At 67.6% G+C, this 18,883-nt stretch carries 15 protein-coding genes; 2 read left to right on the forward strand and 13 right to left on the reverse strand.

Going from position 1 to position 18,883, the window contains the following annotated elements:
* Positions 1–81: 81 nt before the first annotated feature.
* Positions 82–1,431 (forward strand): cation:proton antiporter, encoded by a 1,350-nt coding sequence (locus HBF32_RS03445; RefSeq protein ID WP_166698227.1) that lies wholly within the window; start codon positions 82–84, stop codon positions 1,429–1,431.
* Positions 1,432–1,565: 134 nt separating this feature from the next.
* Entirely contained in the window at positions 1,566–2,396 is an 831-nt protein-coding gene (locus HBF32_RS03450; protein WP_166698228.1) for a methyltransferase, TIGR04325 family, read from the forward strand.
* Positions 2,397–2,502: 106 nt separating this feature from the next.
* Here the strand turns inward: HBF32_RS03450 and HBF32_RS03455 are convergent, their stop codons facing one another.
* From HBF32_RS03455 to HBF32_RS03515, 13 genes are all read right to left on the reverse strand, one after another.
* Positions 2,503–5,631, reverse strand: a complete 3,129-nt coding sequence (locus tag HBF32_RS03455) for an efflux RND transporter permease subunit (protein WP_166698229.1) — start codon at positions 5,629–5,631, stop codon at positions 2,503–2,505.
* Positions 5,631–6,752 carry an efflux RND transporter periplasmic adaptor subunit gene (locus HBF32_RS03460; protein ID WP_166698230.1) on the reverse strand — a complete coding sequence of 374 codons (1,122 nt, stop codon included), beginning with the start codon at positions 6,750–6,752 and terminating at the stop codon, positions 5,631–5,633. The genes HBF32_RS03455 and HBF32_RS03460 overlap by 1 nt, the downstream gene beginning before the upstream one ends.
* A complete protein-coding gene (locus tag HBF32_RS03465; RefSeq protein ID WP_166698231.1) occupies positions 6,749–8,146 on the reverse strand; it encodes a TolC family protein in 1,398 nt (465 codons plus the stop codon). Before HBF32_RS03465 ends, HBF32_RS03460 begins: the two co-directional genes overlap by 4 nt.
* A 66-nt stretch (positions 8,147–8,212) precedes the next feature.
* Complete coding sequence (locus tag HBF32_RS03470) at positions 8,213–8,572, reverse strand: hypothetical protein (protein WP_166698232.1); 360 nt, start codon at positions 8,570–8,572, stop codon at positions 8,213–8,215.
* Positions 8,573–8,693: 121 nt separating this feature from the next.
* The gene (locus HBF32_RS03475) at positions 8,694–9,875 is read right to left on the reverse strand and encodes a hypothetical protein (protein WP_166698233.1); all 1,182 of its coding nucleotides are present in this window, start codon (positions 9,873–9,875) and stop codon (positions 8,694–8,696) included.
* On the reverse strand, positions 9,872–11,038 hold the full coding sequence (locus HBF32_RS03480; protein WP_166698234.1) for a glycosyltransferase family 4 protein: 1,167 nt from the start codon (positions 11,036–11,038) through the stop codon (positions 9,872–9,874). Before HBF32_RS03480 ends, HBF32_RS03475 begins: the two co-directional genes overlap by 4 nt.
* Positions 11,035–11,673 (reverse strand): polysaccharide deacetylase family protein, encoded by a 639-nt coding sequence (locus HBF32_RS03485; RefSeq protein WP_166698235.1) that lies wholly within the window; start codon positions 11,671–11,673, stop codon positions 11,035–11,037. Before HBF32_RS03485 ends, HBF32_RS03480 begins: the two co-directional genes overlap by 4 nt.
* The gene (locus HBF32_RS03490) at positions 11,670–12,923 is read right to left on the reverse strand and encodes a glycosyltransferase (protein ID WP_166698236.1); all 1,254 of its coding nucleotides are present in this window, start codon (positions 12,921–12,923) and stop codon (positions 11,670–11,672) included. The genes HBF32_RS03485 and HBF32_RS03490 overlap by 4 nt, the downstream gene beginning before the upstream one ends.
* Complete coding sequence (locus HBF32_RS03495) at positions 12,920–14,038, reverse strand: glycosyltransferase (protein ID WP_166698237.1); 1,119 nt, start codon at positions 14,036–14,038, stop codon at positions 12,920–12,922. The genes HBF32_RS03490 and HBF32_RS03495 overlap by 4 nt, the downstream gene beginning before the upstream one ends.
* Positions 14,035–15,390, reverse strand: coding sequence for a phenylacetate--CoA ligase family protein (locus HBF32_RS03500; protein ID WP_166698238.1), 1,356 nt, complete (start codon positions 15,388–15,390; stop codon positions 14,035–14,037). Before HBF32_RS03500 ends, HBF32_RS03495 begins: the two co-directional genes overlap by 4 nt.
* Positions 15,387–16,649, reverse strand: coding sequence for an O-antigen ligase family protein (locus HBF32_RS03505; RefSeq protein ID WP_166698239.1), 1,263 nt, complete (start codon positions 16,647–16,649; stop codon positions 15,387–15,389). Before HBF32_RS03505 ends, HBF32_RS03500 begins: the two co-directional genes overlap by 4 nt.
* A complete protein-coding gene (locus tag HBF32_RS03510) occupies positions 16,637–17,746 on the reverse strand; it encodes a polysaccharide deacetylase family protein (protein WP_166698240.1) in 1,110 nt (369 codons plus the stop codon). The genes HBF32_RS03505 and HBF32_RS03510 overlap by 13 nt, the downstream gene beginning before the upstream one ends.
* Positions 17,740–18,870, reverse strand: coding sequence for a glycosyltransferase family 2 protein (locus HBF32_RS03515; protein WP_166698241.1), 1,131 nt, complete (start codon positions 18,868–18,870; stop codon positions 17,740–17,742). The genes HBF32_RS03510 and HBF32_RS03515 overlap by 7 nt, the downstream gene beginning before the upstream one ends.
* Between the last annotated feature and the right edge of the window lie 13 nt (positions 18,871–18,883).

Below are 18,883 nucleotides of genomic sequence, written 5' to 3' on the forward strand. Positions count from 1 at the left end.
CCTCTCCGCCCAATAGATCGCCGCGGCTCCGGAGCGTGGGTTTTCGCACGGCATTGACCATGCGCGGCCGATCATTACCCCATGATCCCGCTCTGGTGGCTAGTGCTGACTGGCACCCTCTTGTTGGCCACGTCCTTCCTTTCGGGGTGGATCCATCGAGGGCCCGTCACGACGTTCGCGATTTACCTCGTCGTCGGCATTCTCATCGGCCCGGGCGTTCTCGCCCTGACGAAACTCCCCTCCACGGTGGAACACATTCACTGGTTGCACCTGGCGACCGAGGCTGCGCTGGTCGTGTCGCTGTTCGTGACCGGGCTCAAGCTTCGTCTGTCGTTTCGCGATCCGGGATGGCGCATGGCGGCGCGCCTCGCCTTGCCGGCCATGGTGCTCACGGTCGCCGGCGTGGCTGCCGTCGTCTACCTGGGGCTGGGCTGGCCGTTTGCCGCCGCGCTGGCGCTTGCCGCCGTCGTCAGTCCGACCGATCCGGTGCTGGCGTCGCTGGTTTCCGTCGACGATGCGCGCGACGACGATGCCCTTCGCGTGGCGCTGTCGGGAGAAGCGGGTCTCAACGACGGTACGGCGCTGCCGTTTCTCTTCCTCGCCCTGGGGCTGATGAAGTCGACCGGGGGGACGGCGAACATGCTGACGCATTGGGCGACGGTCGATGTCGCGTGGGGATTGGCGGGAGGCCTCCTCATCGGTTTCGCCGGCGGGTGGGGCCTGGGGTACGTCGGCACCCACCTGCGTCATGCCGCTCGCGATATCGCGCCAAGCGATTTCCTCGCCCTCGGCATCATGATCGTCGTGTACGCGCTGAGTCAGCTGGTCGAGGCGTCCGGCTTCCTCGCGGCGTTCGCGGCCGGCGTAGGTCTGCGCCGCGTGGAGCTCCTGGTCAGTGTCCGGAACACGGAAAAGGCGGAGGAGGGGGAGGCCCTCGACGAGCCCGCCGAAACGAAGATCAAGCCCAACGAGCGGGCGCAGGCGAACATCGAACATCCCAGGGAAAGCGTGGGGTGGGTGGTATCCGATGCACTCTCGTTCGGCGAGACCGTCGAGCGGCTGATTGCCTCGGCGCTGGTGCTCGCGGTGGGCATAGCGGTCGTTCCGGCCTTCAGTTCGGAAGGCATCTGGCTTGCGGCCGTCCTCATGTTCCTCATCCGCCCTCTGGCGGTCTGGCTGGCGACGATAGGCAGCGGCGTGCCATGGCAGAGACGGCTCCTTATCGGCTGGTTCGGCATTCGCGGGCTGGGAAGCCTGAATTACATGGCGTTCGCGATCGGGCATGGATTCACCGGAGCGCCGGGAAGGGAGTTCGAGGGCGCCGTGTTGACCGTGGTCGCGGTGAGCGTGGTCATGCATGGCATCAGCGTGACGCCGCTGATGCAATGGCGGGCCCGGGCCATCGAAGCCGCGAAGCGCGGGCGGGCCTGAGAACCGCGGGCGGCCTGTCGAGCGCGTCACTGTTGCACCGCGGTGTCGGCCAGAGGGTATAGACGCCGGTGTTATGGGCAGGGGGCATGACAGGGCGCAAGCTGGCCGCGCATCACTCGTTCACGGAGACCATCATGAGCGCGCAAGTCGGCTCCCGGCCGTACCAGGAGGCGACGGCACGATTGCCGTTGGTTCGCAGCCTTCTCGAGGCCCGTTACAGGAAGGCGTTCTTCGCCCACCATGCCCTGACCCACCACCTCTACCGGGGGGTCTACCGTACGTTCGACGAGGCGCAGGCGAGCATCCCGCCCGCGAATGCCACCGGCTACGACAACACCGAGTCGGCCGGACTGTACCGCGACCGCACGCATCGCATCTTCATCAACGATTATCCGATGATCTACTGGCTCGGCCGGTGGTTCGGCGAAGGCGCGCGGAGCGTGTTCGATCTGGGCGGACACATCGGCATCGCCTATTACGCGTACCAGAAACTCCTGAACTATCCCCAGGGCCTGCGCTGGACAGTGATGGACGTACCGGCGGTGAACGAGGCCGGGGAGCGCTGGGCAAAGGAACACGATCCGTTGGGCCGCCTGCACTTCGCCGACGATATCGCCGGCGCGGCGGGCGCGGACGTGCTGTTCGCCGCAGGCTCGCTGCAGTACCTGCGCTACTCGCTGGCCGATGCCCTGGCCGCCATGGAACCGAAGCCCCGTTTCCTGCTCCTCAATTCCGTGCCGGTACACATGAGGGAGTCGTATTTCACCGTGCAGAACATCGGCACGGCATGCTGCCCGTACAGGGTGACCGCCGAGCGCGAATTCCTCGGCGGCCTGGCGTCGCTCGGCTACGAGCTGCGGGACCGTTGGGAGAACCAGCAGCGCTCCTGCATCGTTCCCTTCCACCCGGAGCTCTCGCTCGACCGGTACTTCGGTTTCGCGTTCCAGCGCGACGCCACCCTGTAGGAGCCGCTATAGCGGCGAGGGGGGCTCGCGGCAGCCATTCAGCTGGTCGCAAGCTTTTCTCGCCGCTATAGCGGCTCCTACAGGGCGTACCTTATTCCCCCGTCTTTCAACGGTGTTGCGGAGACCTTTCCGTCGCGGCCGCGTCGACCCGGCGTTGCTCCATCCAGTCGTACAGCACAGGCAGCAGCACCAGCGTCAGCAAGGTCGAAGTGATCAGGCCGCCGACCACCACCGTGGCCAGCGGGCGTTGGGTCTCGGCTCCCACGCCGGTGGACAACAGCATCGGCACCAGGCCGAGGATCGCGACGCTGGCGGTCATGAGCACGGGGCGAAGCCGCAGTGCCGTACCGCGGACGACCGATTCCCTGACGCTCGACCCGGCCTGCTGCTGCTCGTTGAGGAAGCTCACGAGGACGATACCGTTCAACATGGCGACACCGAATACCGCGATGAAGCCGATGGCCGAGGGTACCGACAGGTATTGCCCGGTGAGGAAAAGGCCGACGATGCCGCCGATGGTGGCGAACGGTACGTTCGCCAGGATCAGGCCCGCGTAGCGTACCGAACGGAAGGCGGTGTAAAGCAGGATGAAGATGAAGAAGATCGTGGCCGGTACGATCACCGACAGGCGCTTGAGCGCGCGCTGCTGGTTCTCGAAGGCGCCGCCCCATTCGGTGTAATACCCCGTGGGCATCTTCACGCTCGTGGCGATCGCCTCGTTTGCTTCCTTCACGAACCCGTCGATGTCACGGCCGCGGACGTCCATCTGGATCACGGCGTAACGCTGGAGCCGCTCGCGGCGGATGAAGGCATAGCCCTCCGCGGTCGTCACTTTCGCTACCTGGCTCAGCTGGACGAGGGCGCCCGAAGGCGTGTTGATGGGGATGCGTCGCACGTCCTGGAGGGATGCCTTGCTGGCGTCGTCGAGGCGGACGGTCATGTCGAAGCGCTTCACGCCGTCGAGGACCGTACTCACCGGTTCGCCACCGATGCCGTTGCGGACCACCGTCAGCACGTCCTCGGCATTGAGCCCGTAGCGAGCGAGCGCATCGCGGTCCACCTCGATGCGGATCTGCGGCTTGCCGGTGTTCGCCTCGAGCGCCAGGTCGGCGACGCCCGGCACATGGGCGAGCGTGTCCTTTATCTTCGTGCTGAGCCGGTCGAGTTCCGCGAGATCGTTGCCGTAGAGCTTGAGCGCCAGGGTGGCTCTTACGCCGGAAATCAGCTCCTCGATACGCATCTGGATGGGTTGCGTATAGCTCACCATGGCCGTCGGCAGGAGGGTGCCGAGTTCCTCCTGCATATTTTCCTGGATGCTTTCGAAGGTTTCGCCGTCGCGCCACTGTGCCTTCGGTTTCAAGGGCGTGTATACCTCCATGTAGTTGACGTCCGCGGTTTCGCCCTTTTCGGCGCGACCGATCATGGCAAGGGTGGTATCGACTTCCGGGAACTTCGCCTTGATGCGCTCGGCGACGCGCCGGGACACATCGATGGATTCGTCCAGGGAGGCGGATGGGATCGAGGTGATACGCCACATGATGGCGCCTTCGCGCAGGTTGGGCATGAACTCCTTGCCCAGGAACGGAAACAGGGCGAGCGCACCGACCAGGGCCGCCGTGGCGATGCCGATCACCGCCCGGCGATGGCCGAGCGACCATGCGAGTACGGGGGCATAGCCCCGCTTCAGGCAGGCGACCAGCCGGGTGTCCTTTTCTTCCCTCGGCTTCAGGACGATCGCCGCCAGTACCGGAATGAGGGTGAGGGAGAGCAGCAGCGACCCTGCCATGGCGAAACCGATGTTGAACGCCATGGGTTTGAACATCTTGCCTTCGAGCCCTTGCAGGCCGAACAACGGCAGGAACACGACGATGATGATGAGGATCGCGAAGGCGACGGGCTTGGCCACCTCGCGCGCCGCCTGTAGAACGGCGGATGTCCTGTCGACCGTTTCGCCATGTTCGAGTCGCTCGGCCATGATCCGGAACGCGTTTTCGACCATGACGACGGCGCCGTCGACCATCATGCCGATGCCGATCGCAAGGCCGGCGAGGGACATCAGGTTGGCCGAAAGCCCGGCCTTCTCCATGCAGATGAAGGCGATGAGCATGGCCAGCGGCAGGGTGACGATGACGATCAGGGCGCTGCGCAACTCGCCCAGGAAGAGGAACAGCACGACGGCGACGAGGATCGATCCCTCGATGAGCGCGCGCACGGCGGTGCCCACCGCGGCGTTGACGAGATCCGTGCGTTCGTACACCGGCTTGACGACCGTGTCCCTGGGCAGGGCCTGCTTCACCGTATCCAGCCGGGCCTTCACGGCATCGACCACGCTCTTGGCATTTTCACCGATGCGGGCCAGCGCCATGCCCATCACGACCTCCTTGCCGTCGCGGGTGACCGCGCCGGTGCGGGACGCGCCGGCTTCCGTGACGGTCGCCACGTCGCGCACGTAAACCGGGGTGCCGTCTTCCGTTTTCAGCACGATGTTGCCGATATCCCTGCCGTTCTTGACCAGACCCAGGCCACGCACGAGGTACTGCTCGCGCCCCACGTCGATGACATTGCCTCCCACCTGGGCGTTATTGGCCTCCAGTGCCTGGATCACGTCCTTGAACCCGAGCTTGTGCGCGATGAGGCGCATGGGGTCGATGCGCACCTGGTATTGCTTTTCCTGCCCTCCCCATGAGGTGACGTCGTCGACACCCGGTGCCGTGCGCAGGATCAGCCGGACAGTCCAGTCCTGCAGGGTACGCAGGTCCATGTCGGAGGGCGCGTTCTTCAGCGTGTCGTCGGCGCGTTCGACGGTGTACCAGAACACCTGGCCGAGGCCGGACGTGTTCGGGCCCATCTCGGGTTTGCCGTAGCCTGCCGGCAAACGGTCGCCGACCTGCTGCAATCGCTCGTTGACCAGCTGGCGGGCGAAGTAGACGTCCATGCCGTCGTCGAAGTAGACGGACACATAAGAAAGGCCGAACAGGCTGACCGAGCGGATCTCCTGCACCTTCGGCAGACCGGCGAGGGCCGATTCCACGGGCGTGGTCAACAGCTGCTCGACATCCTCGGAGGCCAGGCCGGATGCTTCGGTATAGACGTTTACCTGGACCGGCGTCACGTCGGGGAACGCATCGATCGGCAAGGTGCGCGCCGCCTGGTACCCGAGCGCCGCCACGACGACGAACGCGATGACGACGAGAACCTTGTACTTGAGGGACATGGCGACGAGGCGCTCCAGCATCAGTCTTCTCCCAGCTGCGAGCGGAGGATCCGTGCCTTGAGGGCGAACGCTCCCTTGCTGACGTAAGGCGTGCCGGCTTTCAGGCCGTTCTTCACCTCGGTCCATCCGTCATGGGTCTCGCCTACCTCGATCGCGACGGGCTCGAACTGTCCCGTCTTCTTGCCGCTTACGAACACGGTGGGCTGGTTGAGCAACAGGACGATGGCTTCCGCCGGAACGGCAAGTTGCCGGGTGTGCGAGGCCACGGCGATGCGCGCTTCCACCAGTTCGCCGGGGTGCAGCAGATCCTTTTCGTTGGGGACCTGGATGCGTACGTCGACCGTGCGCGTCTTTTCGTCCGTCTGGTGCGAGCGCTGGATGACGCTGCCCTTGGTTTCGCTGCCGTGGGCCAGGATCGTGACGGCGGCACCGGGTTCCGCCTGTTCCGCCACGCCGGGGGGAAGATGCGCCTCGACCCACACGGACGATTCGGCCACGATGGTGAACAGCGGGCGCCCCGGTTCGATGCGTTCGCCCACGACGAAGCTGTCGGTGGTGATCCGGCCCGCTTTCGGAGCGAGGAGTTCGAAGCTGCCGTCGGCGGCGGCGGAACCGCGCTTCACGAGGCTGGCGATCTGCCCGTCGGACATGCCATAGGCCTTGAGCTTGGCCCGGGCCTGATCGCGCTGGACCAGTGCCTCGTTGTAACGCCGTGCGGAAACGGCCTGGGGGCCCAGGGAGGCCACACGAGCCCAGTCCTGGCTTGCGACGATCAGCTGGCCCTGGGTTTCGGCGACGTCGACGCTCGACAGCACGACAAGCGGTTGCCCGGCTTTCACGACGTCGCCCAGGCGGACTTTGCGGGCGACCACCTGGGATGCGACGCGCGGCGACACGAGCGCCGTGGAGTAGGCATCCACCGTGACCTCGCCCGGTGCGCGAACCTGGTCGGTGACGGTGCGCTCGGTCGCGGTACTCATCGCGATGCCGGCCTCTTCGATGGCGGCGGCATCGAGGACCAGTGGATGGGTCGAGGCGGGTGCCGCCGGCGTTTCGACCTGCGCGGCAGCGACCGCCTGCGTCGTGAGGGCCAACGCGACGGCGATCGACGCGAGGGTGGATCGGAAGAAGAACGGCGTCATGGGGAAATGTCCTGGGTGCTGCCGTCGATCCATTCGGTCAGGCGGCCCGCGGCGGCGAGGTAGTCGAACCACGCCTGCCACGTCTGGTTTTCGAGGGCGATGCCGGAGAGGGCGGCGTCGAGGCTTTGTTTCAGCTGGACGAGGTAATCCGACGTGCCGATTTCCCCGGCTTGCCAGAGCTTGTCGAGGAGCTTCGCCCTCTCGTCGAAAGCACCGGCGCGTCCCTGCCGGTAGCCGTCACTGGCCATGCGCATGGCCTCATAGGTCGCGCGGGCCTGCTTCAGCCGCGCATCCGAACGAAGCGCGATGGCGCGCCGGGATGCGAAGGCCGCGTCCGCGTCCGCACGTGCCGCGCTCACGTCGTAGCTTCCGGCGTTGAGCACGGGCAGCGGGATGGAGACGCTGATGCCGACCACGCGGTCCGTTCGCGGTCCGCTGCGGACCTGTCCGCCGGTGAGGCTCAGCGTCGGATCGGGTCGCCGGCCGCGGTCGGCGACCGTCACCGCGGCTTCCGCGCGTTCCTGCTCGGCCTGTGCCTGGACCAGTTCGGGCCGCTCGCCGGTCGAAACGGGCGGCGGCAGTCCTTGCGCCGGTGGAAGCTCGCGTGGCAACGCGGAAAGCACGGCGTCCGCACCGGGGCCCAGCGAGGCGAGCGCGGCGAGGGCGCTTGCTTCCTGCGCCTCGAGTCCGGCTTGCTGGATCCGGGCCTCACCCAGCGCCAGTCCCGCCAGGTCTCGTTCGGGGCTGCTGATGTCGCCGACGTTCAGCCGCTGCGCGGCGAGCTCGTCGAAGCGGCGCATGAGTTCCACCCGTCGGCGACCGAGCGCGCCCTGTTCCCGCGACAGGACGACGGACGACCACGCCTTGAGCCAGTCGAGCGCGACGTCGCGCCGTTCGAGGGCGTAGCGCGCCTCGCGGGAACGCAGCTCGGCGTCGCCTTCGGCCATGCGGGCTTTGCGCTTGCCTGAGACATCCAGGGTGAGACTTGCCCCGGCGGTACGGCGATCGACGTCGGCATTCTCGCCTTCGAGTTGCAGTGAAGGGTTATATACGGGTTGCGCCGCGGCCCTCGCACGCTCGCGCGCCGCACGGACCGCTGCATCGGCGGCCTGAACCTGTGGGCTATCGCTCCACAGCGCGTGAAGCGCGGCCCGCACGGAGCGCAACGACGGCTCATCACTCCCCCGAAGCGCCCCGTCATTCCTGCCAAGCACCCCGTCATTCCCGCGAAGGCTGGAATCCAGCGTCTCCCCGCGAGCTACGGAAAGCGTCGCTGGGTCCCTGCCTGCGCAGGGACGACGGTGGGTGGGTTCCGTCGCGCTTGCGCCGGCCACGGCGAAAGCGGCGAGCAACGCGCACAGTGCGCCACGCGGCGCCGCACGTCGAAAGATCATGGGTGTATCTCCTGAGTCGCGAACGATCCGCACCGACCCTCGGGGGCGGTGCGCCGGGTCGGGTACTCAGGCGATGGGCGGGCGGAGCGGCGAGCGCTCGATGGACGGCGACAGGAGAGGCGGCAGGGGCGCCGCCAGGTGCGAGAGCGTCGCCATCACGGGAACGCTGGCGTCATGCGAGGGAAGGGCCACGGCATGGGCGCAGGTACAGTGACAACCGCCGCCTTCGCCCAGCACGCAGGTGTCGTCGTCTTCGAGGGCCAGGGCATGTGTATCGGCGACGTCGCCGCCGAACGCGACACGCGGCCCGTCGAGCACGCAGAAGGTGGACATCGCCACCTTGAACAACAACACCGCCAACGCAAGCACCCACACGCCGCGATGGCGGCGAAGACGGGCGAGCAGGTGTGGCGTGCGACGAGACATGCGCGGCATCCTAGCGGAGGCCGGCAATGTTAGACAATTCCACGAGGCATTGTAGGAGCCGCTATAGCGGCGAGGGCAACCTTGCGCCGTTTCCCTGGCCTCGTCGCCGCCATGGCGGCTCCTACACGAGCGTCGCGGGTTCCGCGACGTGAGATTTTCCTGGCCGGGCCAGCTCGAAATCGCGGTAGCGGCCCGGGTCGCCGGTCATTCCGGCCTCCGCCGCCTTCGCGATGTTGTACATCTCGCGCGCCGTCACATAATGCAGCACGTAGTTGCGCCCGTCATTGTAGGCGGACTCCAGGTAATCGTGCATGTCGTCGATGGGCTTGCCGAGCAACGTGTCCATGTCGCGCTCCTGCGTGCCGTGTGTGTGCACCTTGACGAACACCCACTCCGGGCGCCCCTCCACGTGGATGCCCGTGCGTACCCACTGGTCGACGCGATGGCGCGACGGCGGGCAGCCCTTGCGGATGTCCGAGTTCTCGATGCGCGGCACGATGCCGAAGCGACGGTCCGTCCAGTTCAGGCCCAGCGGCCCCTGGATGATCAGCAGGTCGCCCACCGGCTTTCCGCCCACGCGCATCGGCACGCCGGTATCGTGCGACTTGCAGCGCTGCGGATCGTCCGTGGCGTAGTAAATGGCGTTCGACAGGCGCGTCTGCGTGTCGCTGGGCGCGGAAGGCAGCGTGAAATCGGCGTAGCAGCCGAGCTCGCGCAGCAGGATCAGTTCGTTGTTTATCCCGCACCAACGCCCGTCGGCGCGCGAATTGTCCAGGCACCAGTTGCCGTGGATGAAGGCGAAGCGCAGCTGGCCGGTGACGGGATCGCGCGGCAGCGCACCGTGTTTTTCGTGCAGCAGGCGGTTGAAGCGGTCCATCGTCGCGACGAAATTCTCCGCCGTGTCGTTGTCGTGGTGCAGGTGGATTTCGATCTCGCCGTAACCCTCCGCGCAGAGGGCCGCGATCTTGTCGAGGTGCTCCTCCACGTATTCCTCTTCCGGATAGAAGAAGCTGTGTTGCGGCATGCGGCCGTCGGCGTCGCGGTGCCGCGACGCCATGGCGCGGTACTCGTCGCACCACCGGTCCACCCGGCGACGCTGGGTGGCCATGTCCACCCGGCCCCAGTTGGGTTCGAAATGGTCCACGAAGCAGAACAGTACATGCACCGGTCCGACCGCCTTCGGTGGCGCACGGCGGGTGAGGTAACCCCACAGCCAGTACTGCATGTTGCGCGCGCGGATGGCGACGACAACCAGTGCCGCGGCGGCGAGGAGGGCAACGGCGAGCAGGGCGATGACGATCACGCGGGAGCTCCGTCCGGCACGAGGGTGAGGAGCTGCTCGGCGTTGTTGCGCCACTGCCGCTCGCTGGCGATGTAGTCTCGCGCGGCGTCGCCCACGCGCCTGCGTTCGTCGGCACGCTGGGCCAGTTCGAGCACGCGCTCGACGCAGGCCGCGGCGTCGCCGCGTGGGAACAGCCAGCCCGTGCGGCCGTCGGCGATTACCTCCGCCACGGGCGCGTAGTCCGGCGCCACCACCGCCACGCCCATGCCCATGAACTCGAACAGCTTCATGGGCGAGCCATAGTGGTTGGAATTCGGCAGCACGGCGTAGTCCATGCAGGCGATCCAGCTGGCCACTTCGTCGTGTGGCACGCGGCCGGGCAGCAGCACCCGGTCGGCGAGGCCGCGTGTGGCGATCAGTTCGCGTACCGCCGGCAGCGTCTTGCCGTCGCCGACGAAGACCAGGGCAAGATCGGGCACGCTCTCGAGCCGGTGGGCGATGGCCTCGACGAACCCGTCCACGCCGTGCCATTCGGCGAACACGCCGATGTGTCCGCAGACCGTACGCCCGGCAAGGCCGCGCTCGGCGCGCAGCCGCTCGCGATCGAAGCGGGCCGGGTCGAAGCGCGGGAGGTCCACGGCGTTGGGCGACACCACGGAAGGCGCGATGTCCCCATACGCCTGCACGGCGATGTCGCGGAAATAGGTGGAGATGAAAACCAGCCCGGTGGCTCGCCGGAAGCACCAGCGTTCGATGCGCCGGGCCAGCCCGCGCATGGTGAGCGGCCGCACCCGGGTCACCAGCGCCGAATCGTTGATCTCGAGCACCAGCGGAATGCCGCGCCGGCGGGCGAGCCATACCGTGGCGAAGAGGAACAGCGAATACCGCTCGTAGATCAGCTGCGGCGGTGCCGTGCGCCAGGCCCGGCCCATGCGCGCCAGCGTCACCAGGTTGTAGAGCAGTTCGAGCATCTCGAAGACGACGCCGGGCAGTTTCGTCACGACGCCTGCCAGTCCGCCCTTGCCGCTGGACGTCGCCGCCGCGGTCTCGTGCTCCGGATCCGCGCCGGGAAAGGACATCACGTCCACGCGATGGCCCAGCTCGCGCAGCGCGCCGACGATGCCGCGGATGTGCACGCCCTCGACATGGCGGCCGCGCGTGCGGTGATGATAGAGGATCCTCATGCGCTGCTTCCCGGCAAGGCCGCGAAGCGCATGCCCTGTGCCAGCCATTCCGGCAACAGCACGTCCAGTGCTTCGGCGGCCTTGTCGCTGTCGTCGTGCATCAGCACGATGTCGCCCGCGGCGGGCGGATCGCTGCGCAGGCGGTCGATCAGGGCTTCGACGGGGCGGTCCTGGTAATCCAGGCTGTCGTACGACCAGTACACGAAGCTGCGCCGCCGCCGGGCGAAATGGGCGAGCAGCTGCGCGCCCACGTAGCCATGCGGGGGGCGCATGCGATGGTGTGGCCGGTCGTCGAACAGGCGCAGCAAGGCGTCCGTGCGGTACACCTCGTCCAGCTGCTTGGTGAGGTTCATGTTGCGGAACGACCAGTGGCTGTACGAGTGGTTACCGATCATGTGCCCGTCGTCGACGATCCGCTTGACGATGTCCGGATGCTGTTCGATCTTCTCGCCCACGAGGAAGAAGCTGGCTTTCACGCCGTGCTTTGCCAGCGTGTCCAGGAGCCGGGGGGTGTAGCCCGGTTCGGGGCCGTCGTCGAAACTCAGGTAGCGCAGGTCGGCGTCGCGCGTCCGGGTGAGGACGAGGCGTTCCGGCAGCAGGCCCAGCAGGTCGTGCTTTTTCAGTTTCCAGTTCATGTGTTCGGCGGGGCGCTGCGCTGTGGGAGCCGGCTGTGCCGGCGATGGGTACTTGCGGCAAGCTCGCCCGCTGCCGCGGGATCGCCGGCGTAGCCGGCCCCCACAGGCGTCGTTGCAGCTTGGGCGAGGACGCGTTCGACGCGATCGATGTTCTCGTCCCAGCGGAAAGTCGCGGCGTGCTCCGCGATGGCCGCGGGATCGAAGTGGCGTTCGAAGGCCTCCACCAGCGCGACACCCAGCTCGTGCGGCTGGTGCGGTGGCACGAGGATGCCCGCCAGGTCGGGAACGACCTCGGGAATGCCACCGACCGTGGTGGCGACAATGGGCGTGCCGCAGGCCATGGCTTCCAATACCACGTTGGGAACGCCTTCGTTATGGCTCGGAAGGCATAGAACGTTTGCCGCGCGGAACCAGTCGGAAAGCTCGGCGTGGTCCACCGCCCCGGCGAAGCGCACCGCCGTCGAGCAGCATAGCGACGAAGCACGGTCCTCGAGGTTCGCACGGCTCGCGCCGTCGCCCACGTAGACCAGCCGCGCGTCGTGGTGCCGCCGGACCAGGGCAGGGAAGGCTTCGATAAGGTCGTGGCAGCCTTTCGTGGCCTTCAGGTTGCCCACGTAGATCACGATCGGTGCCTCCGGTGGCAGGCCGAGACGCCGCCGCGCCGCGGTCCTGTCGCCGCGATGGAACAGCCGTGTGTCGACGCCGTTGTAGATCGCATCCACGGTGTCCGCCCGGGCGCCGAGTTCGACGGCCTTACGCGCCAGTGCCTGGCTGACGGCGATCACGCCGGCGGCGCCGCGCAACGCCGAGCGGATCTGCGGACGGCGCAGTCGATGCCCGGCCTGCACGTTGAGGTCGCTGCCATGCACCTTCACCACATAAGGGATGCCCAGCAACCGCGCGACCCACGCGGCGCCGGCGGCGTCCGGATACGCCCAGCTCGCCAGCATCACGTCGTAGCGCGCGCGGCGCAGCTCGCGACCGTACTGCCACATCATGCACGCGAAGAAGCAGAGCGCGTTGAGGAAACGGCCGAAGCCCGGCGGATGGTAGAAGGTGAAATAGTCGCGCCTGACGCCCGGTACCTGCGCATCGCCCCTGGCGCCGGCCATGCGCTCGCGGAAGTCCACGGCGGTGAGCACGTCCACTTCGTGGCGCTCGCCCAGGCGCTGGAACTGCTGGCGGTTGAAGGTGCCGCGGCGGGGATCCCAGGGCGTGGGGAAAAGGTTCGTGACGACGAGGATTTTCACGGCACGGTCTCCAGATCGCCGAAGTACAGCTGGCCATAGCGCGCGGCCATGGCTTGCAGGGAGCCGTTCGTTTCCACCCAGGCACGCGCGGCCAGCCCGAGGCGCGAAGCCCGGTGGGAAGCGTGCAGCAGTTCCAGGATCGCATTGGCGAGTGCGGGCGGATCGCACGGCGGCACGAGGCGGCCGGTGGCGTCGTCGCGCACGATCTCCGCGTTGCCGCCCACGTCGGTGGCGACGATCGGCAGGCCCGCGGCGCAGGCCTCCAGCAAGGCCATGGAATAACCTTCGGTCACCGACGACAGCGCGAACAGGTCGAAGCCCTGGAGCAGTTCGCGCACGTCGTCGCGGTCGCCGAGGAAGTACACGCAGCCGGCCACGCCTTCATCGAAGGCACAGGCACGCAGGGTCTCACGCAATTCACCGTCGCCCACCAGCACCAGCGCGGTATCCGGGCGGGCATGGCGCACGATGCGGAAGGCGCGGATGAGACCGGCCTGGTCCTTCGCCCAGTTCAGGCGACCGACGCTGCCGATGATGCGCGTGCCCGTCGGAACGCGGATCAGGCGGGTCAGGCGTTCGTGCATGGCGTCGGAGGCCACGTCGAAGCCGTCAAGCACGATGCCGTTCGGAACCACGCAGGTTTTCCCGGCGGGAGCGATGCCGCGTTGCACGGCGTCGAAGCGCGCCGCCTCGCACACGGCCACCACGGCGTCCGTGGCGCCGAGCGCGCGGCGGAACAGCCACTCGCGGCGCCCCGGCTTGCGTTGCGCGCCCATGCCGTGGCGCGTGTTGACCACCTGGCGGATGCCCATGCCGGCGCTGGCCAGCACGGCCTGGTAGTGCGCCACTGCGTTATGCGTATGCAGCACCTCGGTGTAGTGGCTGGCCAGCAGTTGCCGCGCACGGCCGAGCGCGCGCAGGTCGAAGCCCCTGCGTTTGTCGCAGGCCGAGACGGGAATGCCCAGCGCATCCAGTTCCCACGCGAGGGCGCCGCGCTCGAACAGGCACACGACCTGCACCTTGTGGCCCTGGCGGTGCTGCTCCTTGACCAGGTCGATCACCATGCGCTCCAGGCCGCCCCGGTTCAGGTTCTCGACGAAGTGGGTGATGTTCACGAGACCAGCTCCGAAACGGTGACGCGCAACTTGCCGCTGCGGGTGAGCGGAATGTCGTCGACGAAATGGCAGTGCAGTTCGGCGCTGTCGCCAAGTACCTTGGCGACTTCGCGGCGGATGTAGTCGAGCGAGGCGTCCTCGAAGTCCCTGCCGCGCACGATCGACAGGTCGAGCCGGTCCAGGCTCCGCTGCACGAGCTGGAAGCGGGTCAGCCCCGGCACATCCTTCAGCATGTGGGGGAAGAACTCGCCGGGAAGGATGTGCCCCGCCGGCGTGCGGATGGCGTCGAGCTTGCGTCCGTCGACGGAGGCGAGCATCGGCAGACCCCGGCCGCACGGGCAGCGCGAGGCCGCAGGCGTCGACATGTCGCCGTTCACGTAGCGGATGAACGGCATGCCGTAGTTGAACAGGTCCGTGATGGCCACCTCGCCGCTGCCCGAACGCGTCGGCTTTCCGTCAGCGGCCAGCGTTTCCACGACGAGGTGATCGGCGTTCACGTGCAGGCCGTCGCGATGCTCGCACTCGGAGGCGACCAGCATGAATTCGCGGCAGCCATAGGTGTTGTAGGCGGGGGCCCCGAACGCCCGCTCGATGATTTCGCGCTGGTACGGATGCAGCGCCTCGGCCGCGCCGATGATCGACACCGGCCGCGCCACCTGCCGGCCCTGCGACAGCAGCCATTCGGCGAGGCGGAACAGGGGGCCCACGTAGCTGACGATCACCTCGGGCCGGTACGCGTCGATGGCATCCGCGTAACCGGCCATGGTGGCTTCGCTCATGTGGAAGCTGTCCAGCAGCTTGCGCGCGAACACGGCGTTGTAGACGCGATCCTTCATCCGGTGCGCCCTGGTAGGCTCGCCGACCGCGCCGCCCCACAGGAACAGCGTGCGCCGGCCCATGCGCGAGCCGGCCCAGCCGTAGCCGCGCCACATGACCGCCACGCGGCGATCGTTGCTTTCGCGCGTGTAGCCGAAGCGCAGCGGTTCGCCGGTGGACCCGCCGGTGGCCTTGTAGGCGAGCGAACCCTTCAGGGAAATGGCCTTCAGGTCTTCCGCGTGCTCGCGAATGTCGGCCTTGGTGAGCAGAGGCAACCTCGCGTAATCGTCCATGCAGCGGATGTCTTGCGGCGCGATGCCCTCGGCGTCCCACCGGCGCCGGTAGTAAGGCACTTCGCGGTAGCACCAGTCGAGCAGGCGCTTCAGGCGCTCGAACTGCAAGGCCTGGATCTCCTTCGGCGCCAGCCACTGGTCGCGCTCGTAGCGGCGCATGTGCCGTGGCGTGTCGCGACGGCGCAGGCCACCCTCGTAGGCGGGCCAGAGGACGTGACGCAGCAGGGCTTCGTAGGTTTTCATGTCGTTCGCAACAGCACGGCAACGAGGACGAACAGGGCGAACACGCCGCCGGCGCCCATCGGCACCCAGCGCCAGCCGCCGTCCGACAGACGGTAGACCGGCAGGTCGGGCCAACGCCGGCGCGCGCCCACGTAGTAACCGGCGACCATGGCGGCGATCAGGTAAAGCACCACCATGTAGCTGCGGCTCAGGAAGAACGCGGCGGCGAACATGCCGCAAAGGGAAAGCAGCAGCGACAGCGCCATCTGGCGCTCGGTGGTCCAGGCGGCTTCGACCGTGGGATCGGCATCCTTCGGGCGCTGGTGGCGCACGATCCGCAGCATCATGATGAAGCCGTAGCAGACGAAGGCCAGCCACAGCACGAAGCCCACGAACCCGGTTTCGGCCAGTATGAGCACGAAGGAGTTGTGCGCGGTCAGCTCGTTGTATTCGGTGAAGTTGCCGGGACCCACGCCGAACAGCGGGTTCTCGCGGAACATCTCGAGACCGGAGTACCAGGCATCGACGCGGCCGGCGGCCGATTCCTCGCCCGCGTCCAGTTCGTCCATGCGCGATGACAACAGCTTCATCGCCGCGAGCCCGAAGACGCCCAGCACGCCCGCCACGATCATGCCCTTGCGGTACCAGACATAGCAGCCGGCCACGACCAGGATCGCCAGCATGGCGCCGCGCGAATTGGTCAGGTAGGTGCCGTAAAGCAGGAGCAGGGCGGCGGCCAGCCATACCGGGCGCAGCGCGCCCGCCCCTTTGCGCCCGAGGAAGACGGCCATCGGGAAGGTGGCGGCGAAGAGCAGGCCGAGGTCGTTGGGATCGTTGAAGATGCCGACATACTGGATGCGGTTGCCTTCGCCGATGGGAATGCCCGTCCAGCCCACGCCCAATTGCGCCTGCTCCACGCCGTGCAGCGCGAGTACGGCGGCGCAGACGACGAAGACGCTCATGGCTACCTTCACCCGCTTCTGCGTGCCGCACGAGGCACCGAAGACGAAGAAGGCCACGACCACGGGCCCGAAACGGGCCAGTTCGTCGATCGCGCCGCCCGTCCAGCCGTTGGTCACCTGCGAGAACATGAGGACGAGCAGGAACGCCGGCAGGATCACGAACTGCGGCGCCTCGAAGGTTTTTTCCTTCGACACCGTCCACGCGGCGAAGGCCAGGAGCAGGACGACCGGCAGGATCGGCACGGCGTCCAGCCCCGGCACGTAGTCCTGTGGCCGGATGATGGTCAGCACCACATAGAGGAGGATCAGGGGGAACATGCGCGCTCCCTGGGTCCGTTTGCCTCGTGGGCGACGGTGGGATAGCTCATCAGCTGCGGCAACGCCAGCATCGCGGCGAACCAGCCCGGGCCCATGTTGCTTTCCACCGGAAGGCGGTGGAGCGCGTAGCGGTTCTCGCTGGGTTCGGCGTTGGTCCCGCAGATGTAGCTGCAAGCCAGCTGGAAGCCGGCATTGCGCGTGGCGGCGATCACGGCGTCGTTGTAGGCGCGGTCGCCACCCACGGGGTAGGACATGAGCACGGCCGGGTTCTTCAGTTCGCGGTCCAGCGTGGCCTTCGAGGCCCGGATCTCGCGCTCCATCTCGTCCTGCGGAAGCCGCGCGAGCATGCGGTGGTGCACGCCATGCGAGCCGAATTCCAGCCCGGCGGCCTCCATCTCGCGCGCCTGGTCCCAGGTCATCGGGCGGCAGTCGACGGGGCGGGCCTTGGCCGACGGCATGTCCCACTCGGCTTCGAGGCGCTCGATCATCGCCGTCTGTTCCAGCGCGTCCAGCCACTTCATGCGCAGCAACACGTTGCCCGCGATCCGACGGCGCAGCGCGCGCTCGGCGGGAAGGGCGATGTCGATCGAGAGCTCGGGCAAGACCATCCGCGACGCCTTCGTGAGCAGGATCATGTGCAGCAGCCAGTCGTAGGCGTACGGGCGTCCCGTGTCGATGTGGCCGGTGGAAACGAAGAAGGTGGCGGGCACGCCCACCTCGTCGAGGATGGGCGCCGCGATGCGGTAGTTATCGTCGTAGCCGTCGTCGAAGGTCACCGCCACCGAATCGGGCGGCAGGGCCTCGCCCGCGTCGAGCGCGGCCACGACGTCGGTGAGCCGTATGGGGCGGAAGTATTTCTTCAGCCGGACCATCTGTTCGCGGAACTCGCCCGGCGGCGTGCTGATCAGCTCCAGGTCGAACTCGTAGGTGTCCGGATCGGGCAGCGGCATGACGCGGTGGTAGGCCAGGATGCGCAGGTCGCGCTGCCACCAGGCGCGCACGCGCTGCAGCGAATGCAGCAGGCCGCTGGAATAGCAGAGTTCACCGAGCCGGCCGCGGATGCCCGGCGCGCCGCGCGCGATCGTTGAAGTCACCATAGATGGAGCCTGCGGTTGCGTGCGAAGGCGAGGAGCGCCTGCGCGGCGAAGAGGTTGAGGTAGAAGAACGCCACCGCGATGCGCAACGGCAGCAGGCGGCCCAGCGGCGGCTGCAGGCGGGCCAGCCCCACCATCAGCAGACCCGCGACCAGCCCGCCGAAGGCCACCGCGTACATCGGGTGCCGCGTCACCAGCAGCCCGCTGCTGACCGTCAGCGCCACGATCAGCCACGGCGCGAGCAGTCGCAGCAGCTTGTGGCTGACGAAGCGGAACCACAGCGGATTGCACCAGGGCAGGAGGAGCCACGGCGCCAGCTGGATCAGCTGGTAGTTGCCGGCCAGGGTGCGGATCTTGCGACGGCGTTCGTCGGCCGGCCCCTGCGACGGCTGGTCCCAGGCCATGGCCTTGGGCTCGAACACCACGCGCTTGCCCTGGGCGGCCACGCGCATCGGCACCAGTACGTCGTCGAGCACCGTGCCCGGCGGCAGCGGCTTGAACAGGGCACGGCGCATGGCGTAGATCGCGCCGGTGACGCCGATGGTGGAACCCGACATGCTTTCCGCATGGCGGATGCCCTTCTCGTAGCGCCAGTAGAAGTCCACGCCCTGAGCGAAGCCGCTGCGCACGTTCTCCATGTGCAGTTCGCCGGTCACCGCGCCCACCTCGGGGTCGCCGAGGTTGGCGACCAGTTCCTTCAGGGCCATGGGCGACAACCGCTGGCGCACGTCGGTGAACAGCAGCACCTCGCCGCGCGTCAGGGCGACGGCGTCGTTGAGGCAGGCGGCCTTGCCGCGCCGGTTCGGATGGTCGAGCACGGTCAGCCGCGGATCGGTCGAACGGCGCGCCATCGCCACGGTGGCGTCGTGGCAGCCGTCGCACACGAGCACGATGTCGACCAGCGCCGCCGGATAGTCCAGCTGGCGCAGGTTCGCGAGCTTGGCGCGGATGAGACGTTCGCCGTCGTGCACGGCGAGCACGATGCTCACCGTGGGCAGGACATCGTGCCGTGCCACGGGACGCGGACGTACACGTGCCTGCAGCCACACCAGCAACGGGTAGCCGACGAACACGTGGACCAGCAGCGCAGCCGAGGTCCAGCAGACGAACCAGGCGATGTGTGTCATGGCGTTCCCCCCG

This window comes from Luteibacter yeojuensis, assembly GCF_011742875.1.
Classification (GTDB): domain Bacteria; phylum Pseudomonadota; class Gammaproteobacteria; order Xanthomonadales; family Rhodanobacteraceae; genus Luteibacter; species Luteibacter yeojuensis.